Source organism: Ralstonia sp. OTU4908 (assembly GCF_038440115.1).
In the GTDB taxonomy this organism is placed as follows: domain Bacteria; phylum Pseudomonadota; class Gammaproteobacteria; order Burkholderiales; family Burkholderiaceae; genus Ralstonia; species Ralstonia pickettii.
Window position 1 is genome coordinate 13,724 of record NZ_JASATD010000033.1, and the last position, 24,607, is coordinate 38,330.

The 24,607-nt window shown below is 59.4% G+C and carries 13 protein-coding genes and 1 pseudogene; 10 read left to right on the forward strand and 4 right to left on the reverse strand.

From position 1 onward, the window contains the following. Positions 1–5 precede the first annotated feature (5 nt). The 3 genes and pseudogenes from yidD to rpmH all read right to left on the reverse strand — a co-directional run. Positions 6–302 (reverse strand): annotated as a pseudogene (gene yidD / locus AAHM38_RS20635) (membrane protein insertion efficiency factor YidD); the annotation flags it as partial. Next, positions 299–721, reverse strand: coding sequence for a ribonuclease P protein component (rnpA, locus tag AAHM38_RS20640; RefSeq protein WP_015856165.1), 423 nt, complete (start codon positions 719–721; stop codon positions 299–301). The gene rnpA and the pseudogene yidD, both read right to left, overlap by 4 nt. Positions 722–782: 61 nt before the next feature. Next, positions 783–917, reverse strand: coding sequence for a 50S ribosomal protein L34 (rpmH, locus tag AAHM38_RS20645; RefSeq protein WP_003262958.1), 135 nt, complete (start codon positions 915–917; stop codon positions 783–785). 629 nt (positions 918–1,546) lie between these two features. Here rpmH and dnaA point away from each other — a divergent pair. From dnaA to gyrB, 3 genes are all read left to right on the forward strand, one after another. Beyond that, on the forward strand, positions 1,547–3,136 hold the full coding sequence (dnaA, locus tag AAHM38_RS20650; protein WP_012760841.1) for a chromosomal replication initiator protein DnaA: 1,590 nt from the start codon (positions 1,547–1,549) through the stop codon (positions 3,134–3,136). 276 nt (positions 3,137–3,412) lie between these two features. Beyond that, the gene (gene dnaN, locus AAHM38_RS20655) at positions 3,413–4,528 is read left to right on the forward strand and encodes a DNA polymerase III subunit beta (RefSeq protein ID WP_004628148.1); all 1,116 of its coding nucleotides are present in this window, start codon (positions 3,413–3,415) and stop codon (positions 4,526–4,528) included. A 128-nt stretch (positions 4,529–4,656) separates the two neighbouring features. Then, positions 4,657–7,185: a DNA topoisomerase (ATP-hydrolyzing) subunit B gene (gene gyrB, locus AAHM38_RS20660; protein ID WP_116576861.1), complete on the forward strand. Its 2,529-nt coding sequence runs from the start codon at positions 4,657–4,659 to the stop codon at positions 7,183–7,185. A gap of 429 nt (positions 7,186–7,614) precedes the next feature. Here gyrB and AAHM38_RS20665 read toward each other — a convergent pair whose 3' ends face one another. Then, positions 7,615–8,424 (reverse strand): NYN domain-containing protein, encoded by an 810-nt coding sequence (locus AAHM38_RS20665; RefSeq protein ID WP_116576883.1) that lies wholly within the window; start codon positions 8,422–8,424, stop codon positions 7,615–7,617. 649 nt (positions 8,425–9,073) lie between these two features. Here AAHM38_RS20665 and mads1 point away from each other — a divergent pair. The 7 genes from mads1 to mads8 are packed head-to-tail and all read left to right on the forward strand — an operon-like array spanning position 9,074 to position 24,536. After that, positions 9,074–9,289 (forward strand): methylation-associated defense system helix-turn-helix domain-containing protein MAD1, encoded by a 216-nt coding sequence (gene mads1, locus AAHM38_RS20670; RefSeq protein WP_116576860.1) that lies wholly within the window; start codon positions 9,074–9,076, stop codon positions 9,287–9,289. Positions 9,290–9,317: 28 nt separating this feature from the next. Continuing rightward, on the forward strand, positions 9,318–11,324 hold the full coding sequence (gene mads2 / locus AAHM38_RS20675; protein WP_179817630.1) for a methylation-associated defense system DNA methyltransferase MAD2: 2,007 nt from the start codon (positions 9,318–9,320) through the stop codon (positions 11,322–11,324). Further along, positions 11,321–11,713 (forward strand): hypothetical protein, encoded by a 393-nt coding sequence (locus AAHM38_RS20680; RefSeq protein ID WP_116576859.1) that lies wholly within the window; start codon positions 11,321–11,323, stop codon positions 11,711–11,713. The genes mads2 and AAHM38_RS20680 overlap by 4 nt, the downstream gene beginning before the upstream one ends. Then, complete coding sequence (gene mads5 / locus AAHM38_RS20685; protein WP_116576858.1) at positions 11,710–13,143, forward strand: methylation-associated defense system restriction endonuclease subunit S MAD5; 1,434 nt, start codon at positions 11,710–11,712, stop codon at positions 13,141–13,143. The genes AAHM38_RS20680 and mads5 overlap by 4 nt, the downstream gene beginning before the upstream one ends. A 1-nt stretch (position 13,144) precedes the next feature. After that, positions 13,145–17,308 (forward strand): methylation-associated defense system protein kinase MAD6, encoded by a 4,164-nt coding sequence (mads6, locus tag AAHM38_RS20690; protein WP_116576857.1) that lies wholly within the window; start codon positions 13,145–13,147, stop codon positions 17,306–17,308. Next, positions 17,308–18,981: a methylation-associated defense system protein MAD7 gene (mads7, locus tag AAHM38_RS20695; RefSeq protein WP_116576881.1), complete on the forward strand. Its 1,674-nt coding sequence runs from the start codon at positions 17,308–17,310 to the stop codon at positions 18,979–18,981. The genes mads6 and mads7 overlap by 1 nt, the downstream gene beginning before the upstream one ends. After that, entirely contained in the window at positions 18,978–24,536 is a 5,559-nt protein-coding gene (mads8, locus tag AAHM38_RS20700; protein ID WP_116576856.1) for a methylation-associated defense system ATP-binding protein MAD8, read from the forward strand. The genes mads7 and mads8 overlap by 4 nt, the downstream gene beginning before the upstream one ends. Positions 24,537–24,607 lie beyond the last annotated feature (71 nt).

Here is a 24,607-nt window from a genome sequence, read left to right on the forward strand (position 1 = left end):
GCCTGGATCGACGGCCGCGCAGGCTGGGAGTCAGCTGCGGTCGCGTCGGTCGATGCGGGATCGGTGGAGCGGGGCACAGCGTCGCCAGCAGCGGGCGGCACAGGATCATACCCGCCTTGTGCGAACGGATGGCAGCGGCATAGACGTTTTGCCGCAAGATAACTGCCGTAACCGGGCCCATGAGCGAGCACGGCATCGCGCGCGTAGTCGGAACAGGTCGGGAGAAAACGGCATTGCGCGCCCACAAACGGGCTGAACGCCACTTTGTAGATGCGCAGCAGAATCAGCAGCACGCGCGTCATGGCGTGCTCCCAGCGGTGGGCTGGGACGGTGCGGCCGACGGTGGGGCCGGCAATGGACGCGCGGCAACCTCAAAGAGATGCACCAGTTCTTCTCGACAGATGCGCTTGAAGGCCGCCACGGTGGGCACGTCTTGGCGCGGAAACTTTGCCTGCAAGCGGATCAGCACATCGCGCCCGCCCAGCAGCGGCTGTCGCAGGCGGAACAACTCGCGGCACTGGCGCTTGATGAGGTTGCGCTCGACAGCGCGTTTGGCGAATTTCTTGCCGATCACCACGCCAAGGCGTGCTTGGGCAGCGCCGTTGGCGCGCACATACAGCACGAAGTGACGACTACGCCGGACCGGCCGCAAAGCAAAAACGGATGAAAACTCATCCGTTTTTGTCAGCCTCGCGGCCTTGGGGTAGGCGTGCAGGCCCATCGCCAGCGTGCCGCAGAGCCATGAGCAACGGCCGAAGCCGCCGCCCTTGGCGCGGCCGTCTTTAGATGGCCAGGCGCTTACGGCCCTTGGCGCGGCGTGCGTTCAGCACGGCACGGCCACCGCGGGTCTTCATGCGGACACGGAAACCGTGGGTGCGCTTGCGACGGGTAACGGAAGGTTGATAGGTACGCTTCATGATGCACTCTCTTGTTAATGGGTGGTGCGGACATTGCCGCACGCGCCGGGCCTAGGGCTACCGCCGCGGCCTGGTGTCGATTCAGTCAGAGAAATCGCCCACGCAGACTGCCGTGCGCTATGTTGTTCAGGTCTAGGGTGTCACCGGAACATCGGGCACCGAGAGCATCGGGCCTAAGCCGGATCAGTCGCGACGAAGTGTTTTTCGCCCCGCATCTGACACGAACAAGCGTGCGCTCCCCTGCTGCGCATCGCAGAACCCGACATTTAAGCGGCATTTCCCACATCTGTCAAGCGTTGCTGACTGGGGATAACGTGCGTCCGGCGCACATAATCCACCCGGCGGCGAGTTGTCCCCATCGCCTTGTGCGGCTTGGGGTGCTCTGCGCAAAGCCTTGTCGGGACTGGGTTTGCGGCAAGTCAAGAAAATCGGTTGTCCACCGCTACTCACAACAGGTCCACAGGTTATCCACAGACTTATCCTTTGTGGATAACTTTCGGCCGGGGGTACAATCCCGTTCCAATAACGAAAGCCACCCGGTTTCTGGCCTGCGCCAGGAGCCCGGCGGCCGGCCCTCCCGGGGACGTCATCAGACGCGTGTGGCGCCGGTCAAACACCTAACGATAACGATGCAGGATTTCTGGCATGCGGCGTCCGCTCAACTCGAGAGTGAGCTGACGCCGCAACAATTCAAGACGTGGATCAAGCCGCTGACGCCGCTGTCGTTTGACGAACAGGCGTGCACGCTGCGGATTGCCGCGCCCAACCGCTTCAAGCTCGACTGGGTCAAGAGCCAGTTCTCGGGCCGCATCCAGTCGCTCGCGTGCGACTACTGGGAGGCGACGGTCGACGTGCAGTTCGTGCTCGACCCGACCGCCGGCCAGCGCCAGGCGGCGCTTCAGCCGGCGCTCGCGCCAGTGCCGATGCAGCCGCTGGGGGCGCAAGCAGGTCAACAGCGGCAGGCAATGCCGGCCGGCAACGGTGTCTCGCATGACGCTGCCACGCTGCGCCCCGCGCCGTCCGTGTATCGCGAAACCGCGCTGGCAACGGCTAGCCATGCCGCCGCCGATATCGACGTGCCCGTGATGGACGCCGCCGAGGTTAGCGCCCAGTCGTACCGCATGCCGCCGCAGGCGCCCGCCGTGGTCACGAGCCTGGCCGCGCCGCCGCAGGCGCCGGTGGACGATTCCGTGCATGAGCGCTCGCGCCTGAACCAGATCCTGACGTTCGACAACTTCGTCACCGGCAAGGCGAACCAACTGGCGCGCGCTGCCGCCATTCAGGTCGCCAACAACCCGGGCAAGTCGTACAACCCGCTGTACCTGTATGGCGGTGTCGGCCTTGGCAAGACGCACTTGATTCATGCCATCGGCAACTTCATGCTGATGGAGAACCCGCGTGCGCGCATCCGCTACATCCACGCGGAGCAGTACGTGTCGGATGTGGTGAAGGCGTACCAGCGCAAGGCGTTTGACGATTTCAAGCGCTACTACCACTCGCTCGATCTGCTGCTGATCGATGACATCCAGTTCTTCTCGGGCAAGAACCGCACGCAGGAAGAATTCTTCTACGCGTTCGAGGCGCTGATCGCCAACCGGGCGCAGGTCATCATCACCAGCGATACATATCCGAAAGAGATCACCGGCATCGACGACCGCCTGATCTCGCGCTTCGACTCCGGCCTGACCGTGGCGATCGAGCCGCCCGAGCTGGAAATGCGCGTTGCGATTCTGATGAAGAAGGCGCAGGCCGAGAACGTGACCGTGCCGGAAGAGGTGGCCTTCTTCGTGGCCAAGCACCTGCGCTCGAACGTGCGAGAGCTGGAAGGCGCGCTGCGCAAGATCCTGGCGTACTCCAACTTTCACGGTAAAGAGATCACGATCGAGGTCACGCGCGAGGCGTTGAAAGACCTGCTGACCGTGCAGAACCGCCAGATCTCGGTGGAGAACATCCAGAAGACCTGCGCGGATTTCTACAACATCAAGGTCGCGGATATGTACTCCAAGAAGCGGCCGGCCAACATCGCGCGCCCGCGTCAGATCGCCATGTATCTGGCCAAGGAACTCACGCAGAAGAGCCTGCCCGAGATTGGCGAACTGTTCGGCGGACGCGACCACACCACGGTGCTGCACGCCGTACGAAAGATCGCCGACGAGCGCACCAAGGACGCCCAGCTCAACCATGAGTTGCACGTGCTGGAGCAAACGCTCAAGGGCTGACCGCGCGATGGTCACCAGAGCGCATGGCAGCGCCATTCGCCCTGAATCAAGCCTCGACAGACGCCCGCTCGAATGCGGGCGTCTTTTCATGCACAATAGACATATTTGCCGCGCGCGTGACGCTATCCAGCGCCCCCTTATTTGCGGTATAATTTGTGATTAACCCCTTGATTTACAACAACTTTGGGTTAATCGCGAATGCTCCTGCAGGCACCGGCCCATGTGGCCCAGGCTGGGGCGCGCGCGGTGTCACCTCTCAAGCCAAGGATCGCCTTCATGCAATTGGTCAAAACCTCGCGAGACAACCTGCTGCGTCCGCTGCAAATCGTGAGCGGCATCGTGGAACGCCGACACACGCTGCCGATCCTGGCCAATCTGCTGATCACCAAGCAAGGTGAACGGGTTTCCTTCCTGTCCACCGACATCGAAATCCAGATCACCACGCACGCCGATTGCGGCGCCGGCGCGGGCGACGTTGCCACCACCGTGGCCGCGCGCAAGCTGGTCGACATCCTGCGTGCCATGCCTGACGGCGAAGTTGCCCTCACGCTCAACGACAAGCGCATGACGGTGCAATCCGGCAAGAGCCGCTTTGCGCTGCAGACGCTGGCCGCCGAAGAATTCCCGACCGTTGCAGAGGCGACCGATTTCGGTGCCCGCATCACGCTGCCGCAGAAGACGCTCAAGCACCTGCTGGCGATGGTGCACTTCGCGATGGCCCAGCAAGATATCCGCTACTACCTCAACGGCATGCTGCTGGTGGTGGATGGCAAGCAAGTCATGGCCGTCGCCACCGACGGCCACCGCCTGGCCTACTGCGGCGTTGAAACCGGCGAGCAACCGGCAGGCGCCGGCGGCCGTCAGGAAGTCATCATCCCGCGCAAGACCATCCTCGAACTGCAACGCCTGCTGGAAGACGTGGACGATCCCGTCTCGGTGCAACTCGCCTCCAACCAGGTCAAGTTCACCTTCGGCAATATCGAGCTGATCTCCAAGCTGGTCGAAGGCAAGTTCCCGGATTTCCAGCGCGTGATCCCGAAGGGGTACCGCAACAGCTTCACGATCGACCGTGCCTTCCTGCAGCAGGCGCTGCAACGCACGGCCATCCTGACCACCGACAAGTTCAAGGGCGTGCGCTGCATGCTCGACACCAACGTCCTGAAGATCAGCTCCACCAACGCTGACCAGGAAGAAGCGCAGGAAGAACTCGAAATCGACTACCAGGGCGATGCGCTGGATATCGGTTTCAACGTCACTTACCTGCTGGACGTGCTGGCCAACCTCAAGGCCGAAAAAGTGCAGGTGAGCCTGGGCGACTCCAATTCGAGCGCACTCATCACCCTGCCCGACGACGACACCTTCAAGTACGTCGTCATGCCGATGCGCATTTGACGCACCGCTGCACCCAAAGCAAGACGAGGGGCTGGATCGTGACGATCCGCCCCTTCGCCGTTTTTAAGCAACCCCGCTGTGTGCGTTGAGATAACCATTTCCGCGCCCATGGCAGCGAGCAGAACGACATGACCGAAGAGCAGAAACCGCAATCCACCCCCGCCGAGGCCAACAGCTATGACGCCGCCTCGATCCAGATCCTGGAAGGCCTGGAGGCGGTACGCAAGCGGCCGGGCATGTACATCGGCGACACCTCGGATGGCACCGGCCTGCACCACCTCGTGTTCGAGGTGCTGGACAACTCCATCGACGAAGCACTGGCCGGGCATTGCACCGAGATCCAGGTCACCATCCACACGGACAACTCCATCTCCGTGATCGACAACGGCCGTGGCATCCCGACCGGCATCAAGTTTGACGACAAACACGAGCCCAAGCGCAGCGCGACCGAGATCGCCATGACCGAGCTGCACGCCGGTGGCAAGTTCAACCAGAACAGCTACAAGGTGTCGGGCGGCCTGCACGGCGTGGGCGTGTCGTGCGTGAACGGTCTGTCGAAGTGGATGAAGGTGACGGTGCGCCAGGGTGGCAAGGTGCATTACATCGAGTTTGCACAGGGCGTTCCGCAAAACCGCCTGATCGAAACGGTGCAAGGGCCGGACGGTCAGATGGTGGAGGTCTCGCCGCTGCGCGTGTTGGGCACCACCGACAAGCGCGGCACCGAAGTGCACTTCCTGGCCGACGAAGAGATCTTCACCAACGTCGAATACCACTACGAGATCCTCTCCAAGCGCATTCGCGAGCTTTCGTTCCTGAACAACGGCGTGCACATCCGGCTGACCGACCAGCGCACCGGCAAGGAAGAAGACTTCGCCTTCTCGGGCGGCGTGAAGGGCTTCGTTGAGTACATCAACAAGAACAAGACCGTGCTGCACCCCACCATCTTCTTTGCCGCAGGCGAGAAAGACGGCGTGGCCGTAGAAGTGTCGATGCAGTGGAACGACGCCTACAACGAGCAGGTGCTCTGCTTCACCAACAACATCCCGCAACGCGACGGCGGCACCCACCTCACGGGCCTGCGCGCCGCCATGACGCGCGTCATCAACAAGTACATCGCCGACAACGAGATCGCCAAGAAAGCCAAGGTCGACACCTCCGGCGACGACATGCGCGAAGGCCTGACCTGCGTGCTGTCCGTCAAGGTGCCGGAGCCCAAGTTCAGCTCGCAGACCAAGGACAAGCTCGTCTCGTCGGAAGTGCGCCTGCCGGTGGAAGAAGTCGTCGCCAAGGCGCTGAGCGACTTCCTGCTGGAAACGCCCGTCGACGCCAAGATCATCTGCGGCAAGATCGTTGAAGCTGCCCGCGCGCGTGAAGCCGCCCGCAAGGCCCGCGAAATGACGCGCCGCAAGGGCGTGCTCGACGGCATGGGCCTGCCCGGCAAGCTGGCCGACTGCCAGGAGAAAGACCCCGCGCTGTCCGAACTCTTCATCGTCGAGGGTGACTCTGCAGGTGGCTCCGCCAAGCAGGGCCGCGACCGCAAGTTCCAGGCAATCCTGCCGCTCAAGGGCAAGATCCTGAACGTCGAGCGCGCGCGCTTTGACAAGATGCTCTCCAGCCAGGAAGTGCTCACGCTCATCACCGCCATGGGCACCGGCATTGGCAAAGACGACTACAACCTCGACAAGCTGCGCTACCACCGCATCATCATCATGACCGATGCTGACGTAGACGGCTCGCACATCCGCACGCTGCTGCTCACGTTCTTCTACCGCCAGATGCCCGAGATCATCGAGCGCGGCCACGTGTACATCGCCCAGCCGCCGCTCTACAAGATCAAGCACGGCAAGGAAGAGCGCTACATCAAAGACGATGTCGAGATGGCCGCCTACCTCGTGCGCCAGGCGCTGGACACCGCCGTGCTCGTGCGCCCCGACGGCACCGAGATTGCCGGCGACGCCCTGGCCGAACTCGCACGCCAGTACCAGCTCAGCCGCGGCGTGATCGAGCGCCTGTCTCGCGTGATTGACGCCGACGCCCTGCGCGCCATTGCCGAAGGCGTGTCGCTGGACTTGTCCAACGAAGCCGCAGCCGAAGCCAGCGCCCGCACGCTCAAGGCCCGCCTGCTGGAAATGCAAGGCAACGCCAGCAACGCCAACGGCGGCGCCACCGCAGACGCCTTCATGCAGTACGACGAGAAAACCGAGAAGTACCGCATCATGGTCGTCCGCCGCCAGCACGGCAACCAGCGCCTCAGCCACATCGACGCCGACTTTGTGGCCGGCGCCGACTACACCGCGCTCTCAAGCACCGCCGCCACCTTCCAGGGCCTGATTGGCGATGGCGCCAAGGTGCGCCGCGGCACCGGCGACAAGGTGCGCGAGCAGAACGTTGCCGACTTCCACGCCGCCATGACCTGGCTGCTGAGCGAAGCCGAGCGCGGCGTGAGCCGCCAGCGCTACAAGGGCCTGGGCGAAATGAACCCCGAGCAGCTGTGGGAAACCACCATGGACGTCACCCAGCGCCGCCTGCTGCGCGTGCAGATTGAAGACGCCATTGCCGCGGACCAGATTTTCACCACGCTGATGGGCGATGACGTGGAACCGCGCCGGAACTTCATTGAAAGCAATGCGTTGGTGGCGCGGAATATTGATGTTTGAGGGGTTGTAGGATCCCAGAAAAGTTGATGTTATTCACAAATAAGTGAAGCGATCTGGGCTGGTGTATTGCCGTGGATTGTCAGATCCACGCCCTTAACATTTCGCACCATTGCAAAAAGGTCGCACTCCTCCAAGGGACGCGACCTTTTTCCTTAGGCATCGGGTTGATACAGCGCGGAAGGCGGCCGGCAGAAATTTCTGTAGGAAACCGGAATTAACTGGACCGCCGTGCCATTCAGGTCGACCCCGAGCGCGCACTCCCACGCAGATGGAGTCTTCACCTAGTCTGGTAGTCGGTTCCAACGCCTAAAAATAATGCCGTGGCGTCCACGAGGGCATGAATTACTTCCGCGGTGACGCGCGGTTGTCGCACGTGTTGTTTTTTTTTGAGCGGGGCTTGGCGGTTAAGCTAGGGATCGAGTTGATGGATTAGTGCAACCGCAGAAGGTGATCCTTCTCTCCCTTCTTGACTTCGACAACAGCATCTAATGCCTTGAGCATCTCGCTGAAGCTCGCATAACCATGATCCTTGGGATCAAAGGTTGGGTCCAGACGCTTGATCATCGGTAGGACACTAGCTTTGTGGACCCAGGCGTCTCCCTTCGATTCGGCCAACAAGCGAATCGCGCGCCGGAGCATGTCTGCCGCAGGATCTTTCGGCTGCGAGGAAGCATCCTCTGCCGCTGGTCGCGTTTCCTCAGTGGAGGCCGGCTCTACTAGGCTGTCGTAGTACCGAAACTCGTGGCAACTCTTTGCCCAGTGCTTATTTGTGTTCTTGCGATTACCAATACCAATGAGGGTACGGCCGGCGGCCTTGATTTTCTGGGCTACAGGCATGAAATCGCTGTCGCCACCGACGATGATGACCGTGCCGATATGGTTGAAGCGACTAATGTCCTCCGTGGCATCCAAGCAGAGCTTAATGTCAGCGCCGTTCTTAGCAGATGCGCCAGGAGGGAAGAGCTGAATGAGTTCTACTGCGCTCTGCAGCAGCGCATCTCGGTATCGGCCGAAGAATTGCCAGTTACAGTAGGCCCGATTGATCGCAACGGGGCCAAACGAAGAGCCAAGTTCTACCAACGCCTGGATATCTACTAACGGCTCCTGTGGCTTGAAGCGGTTGTCCTGCTTGGAGTAGGCACCTTCCCCATACTTGGCCTCGACGAGTCCAGCGTGGAGATTCTCAAAGTCCCAGTAGATCGCCACTGAACGGCCATTTCCGATATCGTCGGCGTCCAAATTCCCCTCCTGCGTTTTGCTTTCCAAGCATGCTAGCAGGGCATCCTAATTATGCCCATTATCCCAAGAACGAATTGTTGGGAACGCGGCTTGGGTATCGGCTGCCGGAGCGGCGACAGTCGTCACCACTTCCGCACCTGACATCTCCATCGTCATGCTGCTCGATGCCGCATGCGCGGCCCTAGCACCAGCATCAGGCTGTAGATCGCGTCGCGCTAGCTTTTGCGTCAACTTCCAAGTCCCAGAACAACGACGATTTGCGCCCTTGGGCAGGACTGTTTTGCCCAGCGTTTCGACCAGGTGTAAGGCCTTGAAGTACTTGAGAGCTTGCGCCCTGCGACTGCCGGGCTTCTTCTGCCCGTTGAGTATGTCGACAAGCATTCGTCTCGCGTGGGCTGGGGCACACAATCGCCAATTGCGCTCCTTTGCGCAGAAGGTATTCCTTGGCGCTCAGCCCCCAATCCGGAAGCCTTAAGTGCGTGAGCCTCACTTTGCGAAACTGAAGGCCTGACTGGCGGTCCGCTCAACCAAGCCCGACCGGGTCTAACCCTATCAAAGCCGGTTAAACCCATATTTGTCAGGCTTGAAATGACGTAAACTGCGGACAGTTGCCGCCATTCGGGCGGTGCATTTCTGTTGGGATGCAGACATGGACGACCGTTGGCTCTCTGTCGATGAAATCGCCGACTACCTCGGTGTAGCCAAAGACACCGTCTACACCTGGGTGACCTCTAAAGGTATGCCGGGGCACAAGGTTGGTCGTTTCTGGAAGTTCAAGAGGGAAGACGTGGACGCCTGGGTGCGGGCGGGCGGAGCCGCTGCCAGCAGTGATGACTTTGATGATAAGGAGCCGCGCAATGCCTAAGCAGCGCTCCGTACAGGACAATGACGATATGAGCGACCTCGACCAAGCAGTCCAAGCGCCCGAGAGCGCGCTCGAAGAGGGCAAGATCTTTGATTACATCACCGGCAACCCGGTGAAGGACAGCGACAAGGAACAAGTCCGCCAGCGCATTGCTCGCGCGATCATCCATGAGTACGGCATCGCCGCCGAGGACATGGAGCCTGACTTCAAGGTCAAGGTGCTGGGCAAGAACCGCAAGCTCGACATTGCCATCTTCAAGCCTGGCAAAGCTCACACGATGGACAACCTCTACCGCGCCGTGGTGGTTGAGAAGGAGCCCAAGCTCGGCACCAAGGGCGCCTATCGCATGCGCGACCCGGAAGAGGCGCGCAAAGAATTTGAGGTGTTGGAAACCGTGATGGCTGAAGTCGAAAGCTGCGACTACGGCCTCTGGACCAACGGCCTGGAGTTCTTCTTCTTCAAGAAGGAGGTCACCCGTTTTGATACTAAGTTCAAGCCCATTGGGGACTGGCCGTTGGGTGACGATACCTTCAGCGTCGAAGGCCGCTCCAGGGGGCGCTTGCGCCCCGCAGATCCAGTCATGCTGCGCACGGCCTTCCGCCGCTGCCACAACTACATCCACGGCAACGAAGGCATGCCCAAGGACGCCGCCTTCTGGCAGTTCCTGTATCTCATCTTCTGCAAGATGTACGATGAGCAACAGCCCAACGACGCACGTCGTTTTTGGGTGGGGCCGTTCGAACCATTCGAGGCCGTGGGTAGGGAGCAAATCCGCCTGCGCATCAAGCCGCTTTTCGAGGCCGTAAAGAAGAAGTATGACGGCCTGTTTAAGGGCAACGAAGAGATCACCTTGTCCGACCGGGCGTTGGCTTTCATCGTTTCAGAACTGGCCCGCTACGACTTTGGTCGCACCGATGTGGACGCCAAGGGAACGGCTTATCAAGAAATCGTCGGCACCAACCTGCGCGGAGATCGCGGCCAGTACTTCACGCCGCGCGGCGCCATCAGCTTGGTGGTCAAGATGCTGGCCCCCAGGGAACATGAGCGCGTGCTGGATTCGTCCTGCGGTACGGGTGGCTTCCTGGTCGAGACCCTGAACTATCTCAACAAGGTCTTCCACGAAGAGAAGCACGTCAAGGCGGGCGACGAGAACACCGAAGAGTTCGTCTCGATTCGTGACCGGCTGGCCAACTTCGCAGCCAACAACCTGTTCGGCGCTGACTTTGACCCGTTCTTGGTTCGTGCCGCGCAGATGAACGTGATGATGGCTGGCAATTCGCTGGGCCACCTATATCACATGAACTCGCTGGAATTTCCGGCGGGTCACCTTCCCGGCGTCCCAGCAGCGAAAGCAGCGATCCCGCTCGGCACGATTGATGTCTTGATGACCAACCCGCCGTTCGGCTCCGACATCCCCGTCACCGAGAAAACCATCCTGGAGCAGTACGAGTTGGCTCGCCGCTGGGAGCGGCAAGGCGATGGTTTCGTGATGACCAATACCATCAAGCCTGCCGTGTCGCCCGAGGTGTTGTTCATCGAGCGCTGCGTTAAGTGGCTCAAGCCAGGCGGCCGGGCAGGTATCGTCTTGCCCGACGGCATCTTGGGCAACCCTGGTGACGAATACATTCGCTACTGGATTCTTCGCCACTGTTGGGTGCTGGCCAGCATCGACTTGCCGGTGGAGTCCTTCATCGTAGAGGCCAACGTCAACATCCTGACCAGCCTCCTCTTCCTGAAGCGCAAGCCCGCCGAAGTGATCCAGGCGGAAGATCTGGGCCAGAAAAAAGACTACCCCGTTTTCATGGCCGTAGCCGAGAAAGTGGGCTTCGACCGTCGTGGCAACACGCTATACAAGCGCCACCCTGACGGCGAGGAAATCCTAGTGGATGTCAGCCACGAAGAGAAGGTCCGCATCGGCGGCGGTCTGCAAGTGCGCACTCTGCACCGTAAAGAGCGCATCCTTGACGACGACCTGCCCGAAATCGCCAAGGCGTATGCCGAGTTCCGTGCCCAACACCCGGAGCCCAACAAATGATCACGCGACTCGAAGCCACACGCTATCGCTGCTTTGAGCAGTTGGGCGTGGATACGTCTGAATTCCAAGTCATCGTTGGAGCGAACGGCTCCGGCAAAACCACGCTTATCGATCTGCCGAACCTCTTCGGAGAGCTGCTACGCGCAGACAACATCGCCTCTGTCTTCACACTGAAGCGCGGCAGCCTGCCGGCTCGTGCAGCAGCGTTGCGCGAACTGGTGTTCGCTGGGCGCGGTGACGACTTTTCTCTGGCTCTGGAAGTGAAGCTGTCCTCTTCCATTTTCAAACGGATCGCATCAAGAGTGCCCGTGGCAGCGTGTGAAGACGGTGAGTTCCGACGTCTCGTGGCGCAATTGCAGGCTTGGTTCCCTGCGGAGATGCCTGCATGATCTTCGCGGATTTCAAAAATGCACGCATTGTTCGGTCCGGTTGGCTTGACGAAGGTGGTCGGCGTCTGGACTGCAACCCTTACATGTCAGGGGCATTAGAAGCACGCGACACCCTCAAGCAACTGAAGGTGCGCAAGGATGCTCTGAGCACCCTGACAGCTGGGCATGCTGGAGGCATCTATAACGGTCCAATGTTCAGGCGAAATTATGTTGAATCGCCTGAATACGGCGTGCCCTTCATTAGCAGTGGGTCAATGCTGCAGGCTGACCTAACTAATTTGCCCTTGCTGCGTCGGGAAGATGCGGAGTCATCGCGACTGTCTTACCTCCAGTTGCAGGCTGGTATGACGCTCATCTCTTGCTCTGGCACGATTGGCCGCATGACATACGTTCGCCCGGAAATGAGCGGAATGTGGTCGTCGCAAGATGTTATGAAGGTTGTTCCGAATACTGAAAAGGTGGCGCCCGGCTATTTGTACGCATTCCTTTCGAGTCGCTTTGGAGTGCCCTTGGTGGTTTCTGGAACCTACGGCGCAATCATTCAGCATATTGAGCCAGAGCACATTGCGGCCTTACCTGTGCCGCGCTTTGGTGACGCTTTGGAGTCGCAAGTCGACTCTTTGATAAAAGCTGCGGCCGACGATATTAGTGAATCCAGTAGGCTAACCCAGCTTGCCACCCATACCCTCTTGAGTGCTCTCGGCCTTAGTGAGCTGAGAGATGATATTTGGCATAGGGACTATTCAGCGCTTGGCTGGGGTGACCGCTCTGTTTCGTCAGAAAGCCTTCGCGCGCTGAATTACGACCCGCGCGTGGCTCGTATTCGCGAACGGATCCAATCAGGAGAATATTCCTTGCTTGGCACTTTGTGCGATCCGAGCCAGTTTAAAGGCAAGATCATCTTTACACGAATCGACGCCGATCCTGAACATGGATACATGCTCTTGGGGCAGAGGACGGCGTTCCACCTTCGACCCGAGGGGCGGTGGATCGCACGTAAATCTGTGGCCGGCCTCGGATTAATTGTCCCCCCCGGGACCACGCTTATCCCATCGCACGGAACCTTGGGGGAGTTCGAGCTCTATTGCCGCGCGGTGATTGTCACAAAACGAACTGCTCAATATGCTTATAGCGGTGACTTCTTCCGTTGTGTTCCTATTGAAGGAGCGATCGAGCCGGGGTATTTGTTTGCGTTTATGCGTTCAAGGCTAGCCTTCCGCATGCTTCGATCCATCAGCTCCGGAGGGAAACAGCAGGAGCAACATCCCGCGATGATGTATCGCTTACCCATTCCGCGTTTGGGGGGCGGCCAAGAGCGAGAGATTGCAGCGTTGGTGGACAGAGCGTGCAAGCTTTATGACAGAGGACTGGAAGCCGAAGAGCAAGCGAGAACTCTAGTCGAGAAAAATATACTGAGCGGAGGAGTTTGAAATGGCCAAAGTGATCCCAGTCGGCCAGCCGGTCAACGATGCAGAGCGCAGCGCCATTGCTTACCTGCGGGATCGCTTGCCAGACAGTTTTGTCCTGCTTCACAACTTCGAGATCGAGCGCCAAGGCGAACGCTTTGAAATCGACATCGCATTGCTGACCCCACACGCATTTTATCTCATCGACGTGAAGGGCACGCGCGGCACCATCGATGTCTACGGCAACAAGTGGTACCCCGAGGGGCGTGCGCCGTATCCGTCTCCGCTGGGCAAGTTGCGAGGCCACGCCCGCACGGTGAAGGGCTTGGTGACCCAAGTCAATCCAGGGCGGCATGAGTTGGACGACATCTATGTGGATGCCGCTATTCTGCTTACCGCGCCCGATGCTTACCTGAACGACCGCGAACAGCTCGATGCGGATCGGGTGGTGAAGCTGAGGGACGCCGAGCGCTACTTCAAGGATGCCACGCGCATCCCGGCGCGCTTCTCGAAGAACATCCTTCAGCAGCAAGGTTTGATCCTGCATGCCTTGAAGGTGGTGAAGCCCGCCTCAGCGGTGCAGCGCTTGGGGCACTGGGAGGTGAAGGAGAAGCTGGGGGCGGCAGAGGCCTACACCGAGTTCCGTGCCGAGAATGCATTCGCGGGTGGTACGGCTCGTTTGCGGGTGTACCAGGCTGACCCTTATCAACCTGAAGACGTTCGCAAGGCTCAGGTCAACCGCATCGCCAATGCCTACCGGGCGCTTTCCAAGCTGCCGCTGCACCCAAACATCGTGGCCGCGCGCGACTTCTTTCCGACCGATGATGATAAGTCTTTCATCCTCATCCTGGACGATGCACCCGGTCAAGCACTTACCGTCCACATGGCCCGGCCTCAATTGGGGCTGACGCTGGACCAGAAGTGGCGAGTCGCCAAAGACCTGCTTGCCGCCCTAGCCCACGCGCATCACCACGGGGTGGTGCATCGCAACCTCACTCCAGGCGCGATCTTGATCGGCCAGGATGGCACCACGCGCATCACAGACTTCGATTTCGCCAAGCCTGGCGTGGACCGCAGCCTGACGATTGCGACGGACATTGTTGATCTGGTGGAGAAAGCCTATGTGGCGCCTGAGGCGTTCAGGGAGCCGGGCGCTGCATCGACTGCATCAGACATTTTTTCTGCGGGCGTCATCCTCTATGAGTTGTTCACTGGAGAGCGCCCGTTCGCGGGCGAGCCGACTACGGTGTGGGATCGTGCCGGTGAATTTCTGAACAAGCCCTCGGCTCTTCGGCCAGAGCTGAACGAGGCATTTGACGCCTGGCTGCAGAGCCTATGCGCATTTGAAGATCATCAGCGGCCGACGGCATCGACCGCGTTGGCAGCATTGAATGCCTTGCTGCAACCCGTGGCGCACTCTGCCATCGAGCCTGTCGATGCATCGAGGCAAGAGCTCGTTGAAGCGGCGGATGATCAAGCCGACTACCTCAACCTTGCAGCAGGCTACCGGCTGACCCACAAGTTCATCGTCGAGAAAAAATTGGGGCGCGGCAGTTTTGGTGTCGTCTACAAGGTGATCGATACCTTGGGAGATGTGGCGCGCACGGTGAAGCTCATCGTCAGCGACCGGCACTCGACCATGGAGCGCCTAAAGAAGGAGTACCGCCACCTGGTGCACATCCCTGAGCACCCACACGTTGTGCGTGTGCTGGATGCAGATGTGATTCCTGGCCGTGACATACCCTTCCTTGTGTTCGAGTATGTGGAAGGGGCCGACGTTGGCGACATGATTCAAGATCGCCTGCTGTCACCCGAGGACGCGCTGGAGCTAGGCAAGCAAGTGATCGAGGGCTTGGAGCACCTGCATGCGCAGGGCTTCCATCACTGCGACATCAAGCCGCGCAACCTCTTGTGGACCCAGAAGGGTGCCAAGATTATCGATTTTAATGTGTCGGTGCGAGCCGACGACAAGGAGTCGCGCGGTGGTGGTTCCCGGCGCTATCTGCCGCCTGACTTTGACCCGGAAGTCATTCCACATAATGGCGAGCGCGCAGACCGTGATCTGTATGCCCTGGGCTTGACCTTGTATGAAGCGCTGACCTCCCGCTACCCCTGGGACACCACTGAGCCTCCCATCAACAAGCCTGCGCCGGACCCCCGCGAGTTATCGGGCTTTTCCGACCTGGCACCGGAGCTGGTGAACGTGGTGCTGAAAGCCATTGCCCCACGTCGGGCTGAGCGCTATCACACCGCCGTTGACTTCCGGGATGCGTTGGCAGAGGTGCGCCATGCTCGGCGTATCCAAACGGTCAGCGTGGCTGCGATGGCGGCAGCTGCCAGCAACGGCCAAGCCGCTCCGGCCGAATCAGCGCCGAACAGCAATGCCTTTGTCTCACACCTGTTGACGCTCTACAGCCAGAGTCGTCGCAGCAATGCCGGTACACGTGGCATGGACGCCCTTGGGTTCTCGGCCTATGTGGACACCGCGCTGGATCGTGCCTTGTTGCCCGCCGTGTTGCAAGGTGAGTTCCGACTGGTACTGATCTCAGGTAATGCGGGAGATGGCAAAACGGCGTTCTTACAGCGTCTGGAAAAGGAAGTCGAAACCCGGGGCGGCTCCGTCGATCGTGGCTTGGCAAATGGCAGCGAGCTGCGCTTGGACGGCAAGCGCTACCTGATCAACTACGACGGGAGCCAGGACGAGGGTAACAAGGACAACAACCAGGTTCTGCTGGAATTTTTTGCCCCGTTCAAAGGCAGCGATGCGAAGACATGGAAGCCGCAAGAGACTCGGCTGATCGCCATCAATGAAGGCCGGTTGGTGGACTTTCTCGCGACCCATGAACGAGATTTCTCCGCGCTCACAGCGCTGGTTCGGCGTGCGTTCTCAACCGGGGAAACTGAATCTGGCGTGGCGATGGTGAACCTGAATCTCCGTAGCATCGTCGCCGATGCTGAAGGCGGCTCGATTCTGGAGCGCACGCTGCGGAGCATCGTGCGGCCCGAGAACTGGGCCGCTTGCGAAAAGTGTGACCTGAAGAGCAGCTGCTACGCCTTGCACAACGCACGCAGCTTCCAGGATGAGATCGCTGGCCCGCGCTTACTCGAGCGCCTCAAGATGCTTTACACCATGGCGCATTTGCGCGGGCGCCTGCACATCACGATGCGTGATCTGCGCTCGGCGCTTTCCTTCATGCTGATTGGTAACCGAGACTGTGGCGAGATTCATGAGCTCTACGTGGCTGGGAAGCACGATGAAGTAGCTCGCAGCTTTTACTTTAATAGCTGGATGGGGGGGGGCCAAACCACCTCGGATCGCTTGCTCACACTGCTGAGCGATCTCGATGTCGGCAAGCAGGAAGACCCACGCTTTGATCGAGGATTGGACTTTGTTCAGCCCGACGACAGGGCCTTGTTCCGTTTTGAGCGTCGGGGGCAGTTTGACTTCGAGGTGTTGAAGCGACTGTTTGGTGACCTGCCGCGTGAAGTGTCGGATTCATCGGTACGTCAGCGTGCGCGCAAGCACCGTGAGTATGTAGCCATGACTCGCCGCAAGCACTTCTTCGAGCGACGCGACGCCAGCTGGGAAAAGATGCTGCCGTATCGCTCAGCCAAGCGCATGGTGGAGATCGTTCGAGGCGCAATGCCCATTGACGAACTAACGAGCGAAATTCTGCATGCAATCAACCGAGGCGAGGGGCTGCAGCGTCCAGAGCGGCTGGGTGCCAGCTTGGCTTTGCAGTTGCGGCAGGTCGAGCACGGCACGGTCCGTAGCTACCGCCTGTTCCCTGTCGATGGCTTCGGGCTTCAAGTACAAGACTTTGCGGCCCAGGCGCGTTTCGTTGAGCATCTCCCGACTGGTCTACTGCTGAAGTTTCAAGGCCAAGGCGCAGGTGCCATCAGTAGCGAGTTGATCATCAACCTCGACGTGTTCGAGATGTTGGTGCGTCTTAATGAAGGCTACCGACCTAGCGTCGAGGAAATGCAAGGCTTCTATCTCTGCCTCGGCGTATTCAAGAACAGCCTCAACGCACAGCCCTATCGGGAAATCCTGCTGACCACTACCGGGCACGACTTCTATCGCTTGGCCCGACATGACGATGGCCGGGTAGAGATGCGTTTGCTGCAGGGGGCAGTCTCGGGCGCACGTCAAGAAGAAGCCGCAGAATGCGGCGTCAGGGGGAACTGATGGCATTGCAGAAGAAGGACAGGGAGTTTCGACTCCCGAAGATCAGCTATCTCGACTTCAAGACCATCGAGATGGACCGGGTGCTCACAGGCTTGTTCGAGCGCCTGGAGCATGGCGGCTATCCGAGCGTTTTCCGCGACAAGCGCGAGCTGACCGTGGACAAATTTGTCGATGACATCCTTGATGCCAGCGACAAATTCTTGGGCTTCACGCAGCACCGAGACATAGTGGAGCGTTGGGTGGAAACCCACCTGATGGACATTGTGAACCGGGGAAAGAAGAACGCAGCCGTGGCTGGCCCGCGCCCACTGCATGGCTATACCTACCGCTTCCGCAACCCGAAGCATTCACGTGACTATGGTGCGGCCCAGCATCTCTATCAGATGCTGCACCACGCGCGCGACCTCGCTGGTCACAAGGCCATCGAGCATCTGAAGGGCTTCTTCTTTGATGGGTTCGACAAGCTCACGCGCGAGTTGAACGACAAGGCACTAACGGACATCGAGACAGCGACGCTGTTGCACTTCTTGTCTCAGCGAAAGGACACTGCGGACACGCGTGCAGGCGGTGATCGATTCGCGCCAGTGTGTATTGGCTCGGCCGACCTGATGGCTGAGGACATCCAGCGACTGTTGTTCTACAAGCCCTTTATGCCACGCTCGGTGATGGTGGAGTACCTGAAGGTACTGCTGTCCTTCCACTTGGCGCTGTATCACCTTCGCTTGCTGAAGCTGCTGCCCGCTTGGCAGAAGCTAGAGGGAGCGAATTCGCTGTGCACCGAATCGGCGTGCCCGATGAAACCACGCGAGCAACGCGAACCACAGGGTGACTGCCCTTACAAGCTCGGTTTGTTCGTTGACCTCTCGGGTAGTGCAGAGTCTGCTACGGCGGCGCTGGCCGAGCGCAGTGCAGATGGGTATTACCGACGTATCCCAAGTTTCGTCCGGGCGTACTTCGTCGCCAAAAAATTGGACGAGTTCTCGGAGCACCTCGTGCGGCGTGGCAAGCTGATCCGTCCCTTGCATTCGGTGTTTTCAGTGGGGGAGCTGTACGGCCTGCAAGGCGAGCCCTTTGCGGAAGAGCGCGACAAGTTCTTTGGCGAGCGTTTGGCCGGGCTCCTGGAATCCCTGTCTGAAGGAGACGCTGGATTGGATGCCGAGGTTGAGGCCATCACAAAGATGGGACTCTCTGATTTCGAGACCTACATCGAGATTCTGGTGGCTCTGCGTGGCTCCTTCCACCGGAAGTACATCATTGAGTCGCTGGACGCAACGATGTTGAAGAACAAGTCGGGCGCACTTCTTGCGCAAACGCGCGCGCGAAACGCACCTCGGCGGTTTTCGCTGGAGAGCCGCTTGCTGGAGGTGCTTCTGCAGATTGCTGTGTTGCGGCCAGGAGGTGACCAGGGCTACTTCACAGGGGAAATGCGGATCGATGACTTGCTATCGTTCCTGCGTGAGCGCTATGGACTCTACATCGATCAATTGCCCCCAGGTGAGGGCTTTAGCACACCGACTATCGACGAACGTAAAGCCTTGCGGAGCAATGTGCGAGCGTTCACCGGACGCCTCCGGGAGATTGGCTTCTATCGAGACCTTTCTGATGCCTACGTGACCCAAACAGTTGTCCCGCGCTACACGATTGCAGAACGAGCCGAAGGAGCGGGCAAATGAGCCAAGGTCTCCGTGAACTCACCAGCCGTGAGCTGAACGCTGCGCTGGAAACAGTCTTGCTGCCAAGGCTATCCCAGCAGCTTGCTGCTCGTGACCTAGGGCATTGCATGCGGGTCACGGACTTGGACCGAGAGCTGATGATTCGGTTGGCCGGTGGCCTGCGGGCTGCTGTGCCGTCTGCCAATATCGTGGTTCTTGCGGACGATAGCCTGCGAGCCATGGCGCCGGATTTGGCCGTCAGTAGTACCAAGCTGGTTGAGCTGCGAAACCCTCTACCTAACGATGAACTTCGGCCCCCGCTGCTCGTATTCGTGCCGAACGATCTGCGTGCTTCGGCGGAAGATTCGTTCGGTGTCGCGACGTTTGAAGAGGTCGCGATTGATGGCGCATATGCAGAGCTGAACGCGCAGTTGATCACGCAAGTTCCCGCCAATTTGCGCGTTGCCGTAGAAGCAAGCTTGAGCGAGTTGCGCCGGCGGGATGCCCGCTGGCGGTATGCAGACGATGCTACCGTGGCGAGGTATCTCCTCACCTGCCAAGTCAACGAATTTGACCCGGATGCCATGGGGGCAGCGCTCTTTGAGCTAGCTCTGGTGCCGGACTTTGAGCTGTTTCAGCAGCCTGAACGCGCGCCAGCGCGGGTGGCACGTAACCGCGAGTGTGTCGAGCGAATTACTTGGTCTACGAAGACCGAGCGTGTTCGTGCCCTGGAGCTGGGCTTGCTTGATCCCATGTTCTCCAAGCAACTAGGCGAGTTCTTTTCGCGAGTCGGCGTTGCCAACCCAAGGGAGTGGACTCAAGCAATTGTCCGCGACCGTGTGAACTGGAACCTAGCGTTCAACAAGTGGCTGTTTGAGGACGGGGGCGTCAACCCGGACGCCATCTACATCGGTGATGTCGTTTTGCCAGACTTGCCGGTGGTTAAAGATGACAATGAAGACCCACGGTTGGCCGAGCTGATTGGGCACAGGGTATTGCCCATTTCGAAGACCGGGCTCAAGAAGTTCAGCGTCTCCTTCCGTGTTGATCCCGTGCCCTCAAAGGTGGATGGCTTATCCCGGTTTGTGGCGGAGGTTGTATCGCGCGACAACGGTCCCACTGGGCTACGTCGGCGCAAAGCAGCGTGGGCAAAGGGCGCGGACTTGGGTGTAATCGCTTTCTCCTCAATAGGCAAGATCGACTGGGAAGAAGGCTGGCACTTCGTGCGCGTGTATGCAGAAACCGAAGACGGAGACCGCATTCCGCTTGTTGATGGCGAAGGCCATCCTGTGCGCTTCAACAGCGATGCATCTGAGGCGCATGCCAATGCCAACGAGAGCGATCTCTTCTATGTGGTCACCGATGATGAGGTTGAGTTGGAGCCACCGCAACGCGCCGTACCGCGCGAGGCGAGCTTGATGCACGCGTTGCTGCGCGCACGTTTCGCGGCTGTGGCTCAGGACCGAGATCCCGGTTCCGTCTCGGTCACGGGTTGCGGATGGGTGGAGCGAAGCAGCAAGGTGGCGACCAGCGCAGAGACCTTGGAGATTCGCCTGGGTAAGGAGGGGAAAGCGAACGTCCTCGTGTCTGGCTTGTTGGCCAACCTGGAGCGGGCGTTCCTTGATGATCCGGATAGCCTTAACCGATTGAGGCTTTCGGTCAGTGCTTCTGGTCTCGCTACACGCTCAACGATATCGTTCAAGTGGCCGGTCTCTGATGAGGTTACGCGATTCAGAGAAGCGCGTGCGGCCCTCTTTGCTGCAGTTGTGCAGGGCGAACACCGACTGATCATGCAGGCGAGCGACCTCCTGCATCTGCAGGAACCTGCTCAAAACTACGCTGCAGCCTATTTAGCTTGGATGGATGCTGCGCTGGTTCGCTCCAGCTCAACCGACACCGCTGTCGCACGCCAAGCTATGGATGAGCTGCGATGTGCGCTGACCATTGATTCTGTTGCTCTAGTGTTGGAGGACTATCAGGGCAGGCGGCGAGACGCTGTGCTGCTGGGTCCGACGCATCCGCTGCGTGCCAACTGGCATGTCGCCTGGGGCCAACTCGGACAGACGTGGATGGAGCTGAGTCGGTCTAGCGGCAAGGAGTTCGTAGTCCCTACTCGTGATGCGGTGATCAAGCAGCTTGCACCGGCAGCTTTTCCCCCCGTGATCCCCTTTGGCGAGGATCTGGGACGGACGGCGCTGGCCGTGGACAACATCAACCCATTCTGGTCGCTGTATGCCGCAACCGATGAGAAAGACCCCCGTGGATTGGTCGGAGAGGTGTGTGCAGCGCTCGGATTGCCGGAGCCAGCAATCGGCGGTGCCACCATTGACAGTGCTTATCTGGCTGCGCGTGTGCAGCGCTATTTGATTCAACACCCGTATGTCGAGACCCTGACGATCAATGCCTTTAACGCCGGACGAGCAGGGGCATTGGCCGAAGTCCTGCTGGCCCTGCAGCGGCATCCGGGATTCTCTGATCTGCGGTACGACATTAGATTGTTCGTGCTTGACCCGGCTGCTCCATCGACAGGGGAAGCGTTGCTGGAACTATTGGCGCCCGACTCTGGCACAACTGCGAAGGAAGCTGATGCGTTCTCAACACCGACCGATAGCCATCTGCACCCGAAGTTGCGATTGGCCATCCGGGCGATCAAGGAGTTCCGAGACGCCCCAGACTTACATGTGGCGCATCTGTCGTTCCTGTTTGACTTGTTCCCTGCAGAGGAAATTCGAGCCGTAGATGTCCGTGACACCGACGACTCCTCTTTCGTCCATGGTCTCGTTCAGCCCTTTGAAGTGGACTATCTGGAGGACGAACAGTCCATCACCTGGCTTCGTCGTCCGCTACATGGTGTCGCACAGCCCCTGGACGGAGCGGAGGCGCTGTCCGACCTGATGGGGAGCATTCCCCGGGCCGTATCGGTAGCCGTGGCGACTGTCGCACGCAGCCAGTACCTGCCACACGCGCGCCCTGTGGTTGCCTTGAGCTTGTCAGCCGACGAGCGCGCGATGCTCCATCAGGTGCACGAGGTCAGTGATTGGGTGCTCACAATTGATCGGAACCTCGGCATCGAGTTCTTCGATCATCGGCGGCACTCCACGCGGCCGGACTATCTGATCGATCACTCGCCCGATATGGCGAACGCGATGAGCCATCGCTTGGCGATCACTTCGCGATCCGTCGCCGAGCTTGAGTCTTTGCTCGTGCCCATCCTGGGCGAGTATGGTCTGCCAAACACAGGTCGCCATGCCTTGGTAATGCTGGATCAGCTTCGCTCGCTGTCCGGTCGATTGGCCCTGAAGTTGTTGTCCTCCTCGTCGCAACGAGCCGAGGCGATGGGGCTCGCGCTCTCACGCTTGTTCCTTGAGCATCAAGGCGTTTTCCAGAACCAAATCGTGGTGCCGTTGGACGCGCATCTGGAACTGTACAAGGCGCTCCGGCAGAACGCCGAAGAGTTGGGGGATGAGGTCAACTTCCGGAGAACCGATCTTGCGCTTTTTGATCTCGACCCATCCAGCCGCGAGGTGACTTGCCGATTGGTTGAGGTCAAGTGCTACAGCCAAGTTGGTGATGTGGCCGCCTACGTCCAATTGAAGGCATCCATTGCCGAGCAAATTGCGCAAACGGAAGAGGTTCTTGCTTACCACTTTGACCCAAGGCGAGCTCAGGTAGATCGTCCAGATCGTCCGATCAAGAATCGTGACCTTGCGGCGTTGCTGGGTTTCTACTTGGATCGCTCCGAGCGGTACGGCGTCGTTTTGCCAGAGGCGGCACAAGAAGCGCATTACTTTTTGCGGCGCCTGGATGAGCTTCCCTACACCCTGAAGTTCACGCGAAGCGCCGTGGTGTTTGACTTCAGTAAGCCCGGAACAGAACCGGCCGAGCACGAGAACGGCATTGAGTTCTACCGAATTGGCAGTGACCTGATTCGTCAACTGGTGGAGTCTGCGGTTACGGACACCGAGACCATTTCCAGCTTGCAAGTCTCCGGGTCTGCGGATGTGGCGCGGGAAGTTACACAAGAGCTGCTGCGCCGCCGCGAGTTGGCGCCCGCCGTGCCGACATTTGAGACAGCAGCCTTCCTCAGTCCGCCGCGTGATCGAACGCTTGCTTGGGATGACAGAGCAGGGGTTGGGTATCGGCTGCCCGAGGTTGGTGTGCAGATGCGCGAGCCAGAACCTGTAGTTCAGGTGAGCCCTCTGTCGATTGCAACGGCGCAGTCGCCAATCGTCACCCCTGAACCAACGCCAACTCTGGTGAACGAGCAGCCTCCGCCTCCAATGTCGGTGCGGGTGCCGGAAGGTGAAGGGGTTGTACCTGAGGACGTTCCCGTCGTCGCACAGCCAGCGCGAGAAGACCTAGCTCCGAACAGTCGGGTTGCCTACGACATCATGCTCGGCGCGACTGGATCGACGCCGCAGTATGGCCTGTTGGGCGAGGTATCCGGGCGCAAGGTTGCGCTGGACCTCAATCAGACTCACACCATAAGCCTTTTCGGTGTGCAGGGGGGCGGAAAGAGCTACACATTGGGCAGTGTTGCGGAGATGGCCTCGCTGGCTATACCAAGCATCAACTGCTTGCCCGAGCCGCTGTCCACGGTGATTTTCCACTACAGTCCGACCATGGACTACAAGCCAGAGTTCACGTCGATGGTGGGTGCGAACAGTGTTGAAGATCAGGTCCGGGCGCTGAAGGAGGTGTACGGTGCAGAGCCGAAGGCACTCGCCGATGTCTTGCTACTTGTGCCCGCAGACAAAATCGAAGAACGAAAGGCAGAGTACCCCGATATCGAAGTGCTGCCCTTGCAGTTCTCCGCATCGGAATTGAAGGCGCCGCACTGGAAGTTCCTAATGGGAGCTGTGGGCAATCAGGCCACATACCTCCGCCAGATCATGCGCATCATGAAGGCGATGCGCGATGACATCAGTCTTGACGGTTTGCGAGCAGGAATCGAAGCGTCATCGATTCCTGATCACCTGAAGGAACTGGCTCGGATGCGACTTGACCTGGCCGCCGAGTACATCAACGACTCTACTTCGCTTACCGACGTGGTGAAGCCTGGGCGGCTGATCATCGTGGACCTCCGAGACGAATTCATCGAGAAGGACGAGGCGCTCGGGCTGTTTGTCGTGCTCTTACAGTTGTTTGCCGATGCACGGATCGATGGGCGCAGCTTCAACAAGCTGGTGGTATTCGATGAGGCGCATAAGTACATTGAGAGCCCCGATTTGGTCGCCGGTCTCATCGAAGTGGTTCGTGAGATGCGGCATAAGGGTGTGAGCATCATGGTGGCGAGCCAAGATCCGCCGTCCGTGCCGGTAAGTTTGATCGAGCTGTCCAGCCAGATCATCATGCACAAGTTCAACTCGCCTGCTTGGCTGAAGCACATCCAGAAAGCCAACGCTGCACTCGGCAATCTGACGCCTGAACGCATGGCTCAACTTAAGGCCGGTGAGGCCTACATATGGTCAAGCAAGGCCACTGACGAGTCGTTCTCGAAGGGTGCCGTCAAACTGCGGTGCAGGCCTCGTGTGACGCAGCACGGCGGTGCCACGCGGGTTGCGGTCAACGATTGAGGGCTCTAATTTTTTGTAATTCGCCCCCAAACCGGACCGGAGCTATCTGCGTAGGTTTTTCTGGGCCACCA

What these genes read in the sequence shown, in the direction of transcription:
- mads7 (WP_116576881.1), top strand. Translation starts at nt 17,308, where the DNA reads ATGGCATTGCAGAAGAAGGACAGGGAGTTTCGACTCCCGAAGATCAGC.
- mads8 (WP_116576856.1), top strand. Translation starts at nt 18,978, where the DNA reads ATGAGCCAAGGTCTCCGTGAACTCACCAGCCGTGAGCTGAACGCTGCG.
- mads1 (WP_116576860.1), top strand. Translation starts at nt 9,074, where the DNA reads ATGGACGACCGTTGGCTCTCTGTCGATGAAATCGCCGACTACCTCGGT.
- mads5 (WP_116576858.1), top strand. Translation starts at nt 11,710, where the DNA reads ATGATCTTCGCGGATTTCAAAAATGCACGCATTGTTCGGTCCGGTTGG.
- dnaA (WP_012760841.1), top strand. Translation starts at nt 1,547, where the DNA reads ATGCAGGATTTCTGGCATGCGGCGTCCGCTCAACTCGAGAGTGAGCTG.
- rnpA (WP_015856165.1), bottom strand. Translation starts at nt 721, where the DNA reads ATGGGCCTGCACGCCTACCCCAAGGCCGCGAGGCTGACAAAAACGGAT.
- AAHM38_RS20680 (WP_116576859.1), top strand. Translation starts at nt 11,321, where the DNA reads ATGATCACGCGACTCGAAGCCACACGCTATCGCTGCTTTGAGCAGTTG.
- mads6 (WP_116576857.1), top strand. Translation starts at nt 13,145, where the DNA reads ATGGCCAAAGTGATCCCAGTCGGCCAGCCGGTCAACGATGCAGAGCGC.
- dnaN (WP_004628148.1), top strand. Translation starts at nt 3,413, where the DNA reads ATGCAATTGGTCAAAACCTCGCGAGACAACCTGCTGCGTCCGCTGCAA.
- mads2 (WP_179817630.1), top strand. Translation starts at nt 9,318, where the DNA reads ATGAGCGACCTCGACCAAGCAGTCCAAGCGCCCGAGAGCGCGCTCGAA.
- gyrB (WP_116576861.1), top strand. Translation starts at nt 4,657, where the DNA reads ATGACCGAAGAGCAGAAACCGCAATCCACCCCCGCCGAGGCCAACAGC.
- rpmH (WP_003262958.1), bottom strand. Translation starts at nt 917, where the DNA reads ATGAAGCGTACCTATCAACCTTCCGTTACCCGTCGCAAGCGCACCCAC.